This is a genomic window from Sporosarcina aquimarina, assembly GCF_019748715.1.
Taxonomy (GTDB): domain Bacteria; phylum Bacillota; class Bacilli; order Bacillales_A; family Planococcaceae; genus Sporosarcina; species Sporosarcina newyorkensis.
Window position 1 is genome coordinate 1 of sequence record NZ_JACLBZ010000056.1, and the last position, 618, is coordinate 618.

General features: G+C 39.5%; 1 protein-coding gene. It reads right to left on the reverse strand.

Annotated elements, in window-relative coordinates:
• Window positions 1-618, reverse strand: a 618-nt coding sequence (locus H7J92_RS17525; protein WP_221838319.1) for an RNA-guided endonuclease TnpB family protein, incomplete at both ends; no start/stop codon positions are given.

Genomic DNA, 618 nt, shown 5'->3' on the forward strand with positions numbered 1-618 from the left:
TTTTCTTTTGATAGCTAGTTCTCTCCGTCTTGAGAGAATCCGTTGCGCTTTCGCTAACTTCTTCTCTAATGAACGAAAGTACTTGGGATTGCTATACACTGTGCCATCTGATAAGACTGCAAACTCTTTCAAACCCACATCAACACCCACGGAGGAATTCGTTTTAGGTACTTCTTGTACTTCTGTTTCCACAAGAATCGAAACGAAATATTTGTCCGAAGAAGTATGTCGAATCGTTGCATTCATGATTCGACCCTTCACTTCACGACTTCGCGAAAATTTTATCATGCCCAACTTAGGGAGTTTAATTTTGTTGCCAACGATTGCGATATTGCCATTTGTTTGTTTTGTTGTGTACGATTGAACATCATGATTTTTTGATTTAAAGCGGGGTGCTTTGTTTTGTTTTTTGAAAAGTCTTGTATAAGCGTCAGCCAAGTTTTTTAAGGAAGATTGAAGGGAAATGCTATCCACTTCGTTTAACCAACTGGTACTTTCTTGCTTTTTTAACTGAGTTAGTTCAGCGGAACAGGTAGTGTACGAGAGTCCTTTCCCTGTCTCTTTATACGTGCTGTCCCATTTAGCCAAAAAGTGGTTAAAAACAAAGCGGCTACAGCC